General features: G+C 64.5%; 3 protein-coding genes. All 3 read right to left on the bottom strand.

Annotated elements, in window-relative coordinates:
* Positions 1-178: 178 nt before the first annotated feature.
* Positions 179-907 (bottom strand): hypothetical protein, encoded by a 729-nt coding sequence (locus JOY90_RS25680; protein WP_291693911.1) that lies wholly within the window; start codon positions 905-907, stop codon positions 179-181.
* Between the two features lie 153 nt (positions 908-1,060).
* Positions 1,061-3,286: a tetratricopeptide repeat protein gene (locus JOY90_RS25675; protein WP_291693910.1), complete on the bottom strand. Its 2,226-nt coding sequence runs from the start codon at positions 3,284-3,286 to the stop codon at positions 1,061-1,063.
* A 66-nt stretch (positions 3,287-3,352) separates the two neighbouring features.
* Positions 3,353-3,637: WbuC family cupin fold metalloprotein (locus tag JOY90_RS25670; RefSeq protein ID WP_291693909.1), on the bottom strand; the 285-nt coding region annotated here is incomplete at its 5' end.

The raw sequence follows: 3,637 nt of genomic DNA, 5'->3' as shown, positions 1-3,637 counted from the left end.
TGAAAAAAAGAAACAGAAAAATCTGGTCGCGCGAGCTGGATGGCCCGAGCGTCTTGACTTGCCACGGCAATTTTTGTTTCAGGCGCGGAGGATATTCGCGTGTTCGGACAGGCCGGCGTGGCCGTGCCGCCCGAAAAACGCAGCGAGTCGCCCGACGGGCCGCGTCGTCTGCAGGAGCCTACGGTTGCTTCCCCGGCAGCCGACGGACTGTCCAATCATTGTCGATGCGTACCAGCACCGCATCACAATCCTGCTTCGGACAGGTCGTGTCAGCGGGATACGTCTCAGTGGAAAATGCGCGCAGCGCGACATGATCATTGTCGCCCCAGCGCTGAAGGTGCCATTCCAGAGGGGCGCCCTCGCTCTTGTGCTGCCACTCCAATGCCAGCGAACCGTTTGCGGCGGAGCCGACAGAAAGGTCGTATTCACCGCCATAAGCGTAGTCATTGTCGATGACGACGAACCTCGATCCGTCTGGCGAGAAATGCGGCTCACCCGGGAGACGGAGGACATTCCCGGTGCGGGCGCTGACAAGCTCGACAGCGCTGCCTTCATAATACTGAATCTCGATCGAATAGACGCGCGCCCAGGGATGATAACTGACGAGCCAATAGTGGATACAGTGTTGCGCGTCGTCGCTCTCGCATGCCTTGGGATCGCTCCGGTAGGTCTTCGACGTGCCGTCGTCGAGCTTCACCGTCAGCAGCTCTCCGTGCCGGCTTGCGAGCCCGCGGAGCTCACGCAAGCATGCGACCTCTCGCGCGCCAGCGTCAGCAGGTGCTCCGTCATCGAGCTCGGCACCGAGACAGGTTGCAGGAGGTGTTTTTGGAGCGGCCTGGGCTTGCGCTTGCTCGACCAATCCGAGCGACAACAGCACCAGCCATCCCAGCAAGCTGAGGTACGCCATACGAGAATCCCCCGGTCGCCCACTACCCGATCAACATAGAACAGATTCGACCGTAGTGCCGCTCGGCCTCTGGCGCAAGACAGCGTGCCGTTCACCGATCGTCAACGGCGTCGCCCGTACCCACCATGCGTCGTGCCGGGCCGTGAGGGAGCCTCATGACGAGGCCTGCGCGCGACAATGGTCGCGCCAGAACTGGCGATAGCCTTCCTCCACCCGCCGCGTGTAGGTGGCGCCATCGCCTGCGGCTGACGCCGCGACCATCGCCGGCAGGCTAACGCGCAGCGCCGCCAGGGCGGCGGGCATCGCCGCGAATTTTCGCGCGATCGCGAGATAGCTTTCGTCATCGTCGGCCACCCAATCGTCGAGCCCTACGGCGGTCACGATCGCGCCGCCGGCGCGGGAGGCCACGCTGTTGCCGAGCCTGGTGACGACGGGAACGCCGGCCTGCAGGGATTCCCAGGTCGAGACGCCGCCATTCTGCGGAAACGGATCGAGCGAGATGTCGATCCCGGCGAAGGCCGCGAGATGCTCCGGTCGCGAGGTGCTGCCCAGGCATTTGACGCGATCACGCGTCACACCAAGCGCGGCGAAGCGCGCGATCAGGCCGTCGCGCAGCAGGGCATCGTCGAGCGCGCCATTCTTGATGACGATCCTTGCGCCGTCCACCTCGCGCAGCAATCGTGACCACAAAGCCAGCACGGAATTGGAAATCTTGTCGATCCGGTTGAACACGCCGAAGGTGACATGGCCGTTGCGCAGCAGCGGCAACGTCGACGGTTGCAGGCCAGGGAGGGCCTCGGTGGTGATCACGCAGGGCAACTCGTGAATCTTCTCCGCAAACAAATGACGCACCGAGACCGGGATGTTGACCCGGTCGGCGAACAGATGGTCCATGGTCGGCAAGCCCGTGCCGGTCGCGCTGCCCCAGGCCGTGACCTGGACCGGGGCCGGCTTGCTTGCGAAGACAGTGAGCCGGTTGCCGGCGGAATGGCCGGCGAGATCGACGAGGATGTCGACGCGATCCGCCTGGATGCGATCGGCGAGTTCGTCATCCGAGAGCCGGGAGGCATCGACCCACTGGTCGACCAGTGCGCGGCATTGCTCGGTGACGTCATCGCGCAGCGGCGAGCAGGAATAGGCGATGATCTCGAAGGCCTCGTGGTCGTGATGCCGCAGCACCGGCATGAAACCGATCGCGGCCGAATGGCCCCTGAAATCCGAGGAGACATAGCCGACGACGATCCGCCTGTCGGGATCGAGGGTCGTGGGAGCGAGCTGCCTCTGCGGCAGCCGGGCTCCGATCGCATCCCACCAGAGCTTCCTCGCCGCCTGGTGGGCGGCAAAATCGGCCTCCGGCATGAAGTCCAGGGTGAAGATCCGGTTGACGATCGCTTCCTCGTAGTCCGGCTTGATCGAAAGCGACCGGTCGAAAAGGTCGATGGCGCCGGCCGCGTCGCCCTGCTTGGCATGGCAGAGCCCGAGCAGGCTCAGCGCGACGTGCGAATCCGGATTCTGCGCCAGCGTCCTGGTGCAAAGCGCGATGGCGCGGGCGACGTCGCCCGACAACAGCGCAATCTGGGCCTTGCCGTTCAAGGCTGCCTGGCTGTCGGAATCGAGCGCAAGCGTGCGATCATAGGCGGCTTCCGCCTGGCCGAGCAGGCCCATCTGCTGCAACAGCCGGCCGCGATGCGCATGGATCTCGGCCGCATTCGGCTGCAACGCCAGCGCCGCATCGAACGCGGCCTGCGCCGCGTCGAAGTGCCGGCGGTTGAGATGCACAATGCCCTTGCCGACGAGGGCCGCCGGCAGCCGCGGCTGCAACGACAGCGCCTTGGCAAAGCTCTGGTCGGCCTGGTCGGTGCGATCGAGCAGAAGCTCGGCCATGCCGCGATTGCAGAAGGCATCGGCATAATCCGGCTTCTGCCTGATGGCGCGGTCGTGCGCCTCGATCGCCTTGTCGTAGAGCCGCAGGCGCATCAGGGCATTGCCGAGATTGGTCCAGGCGGTCGGAAAGTTCGGCTTCAGCGCGACCGCCTTCTCCTGGCACTTCCGCGCCTCGTCGTTGCGCTTCAGCTTGTAGTGCGCCAGTCCAAGGTTGGAGTTCGCCTCAGCCGATCTCGGATCGACGCCGACGGCGCGGGCCAGCACCTTTTCGGCTTCATCGAAGCGTCCGCAATCGAGCTCGGATACGCCGAGCAAGTGCAGGGCATCGAAGTGATCGGTCAGGTCGTCGAGAATCCGGCCGCAGACCGCCTGCGCGTCGGCGTGCCGGCCCGCGCGATAGGCCGCGATCGCCGTCGGCAGCAGCATCTCCGCCTGCTTTCTGGCCTGCTTCTGCTGGCGTGCGCGCTGGAAGGCGCGTGAACCGACGTCGCTCAAATGACCATCCCCGTGGCAAGGTCCCTGATCGGAAGGAATAACAGAACCGCGTTGATTCGTGAGCGCTCAACCGTTCCGCTGAAATGCGGCAACGCGCCGAAGCAATTCGGCCTGGTACGCATCGACCTTTGCGGCGTCGCTATCGTCCGGGGCGAAGTCTGCAAACGAGGTTGCGGCGGGGCGAAATGGTCCATTGGTGATCTCGTGAACGATGAGGATGTCGCTGCGTACGATCAGTGTATGGAAGATGGGCTGCGACAACCGGTAATAGAACGGCCGCCCACGATCCGGTGCGCTCAGACCGACGACCCGGTCGATCTCGCCGTCGTCGTCGAAGATCACGATATCGGC

Origin of the sequence: Bradyrhizobium sp., from assembly GCF_019242285.1 — a bacterium.
Classification (GTDB): Bacteria; Pseudomonadota; Alphaproteobacteria; order Rhizobiales; family Xanthobacteraceae; genus Bradyrhizobium.
This window is presented reverse-complemented; position numbering and strand designations above follow the sequence as displayed.

Coding starts and splice junctions, on each gene's coding strand:
- JOY90_RS25680 (WP_291693911.1), bottom strand. CDS start 907: ATGGCGTACCTCAGCTTGCTGGGATGGCTGGTGCTGTTGTCGCTCGGA.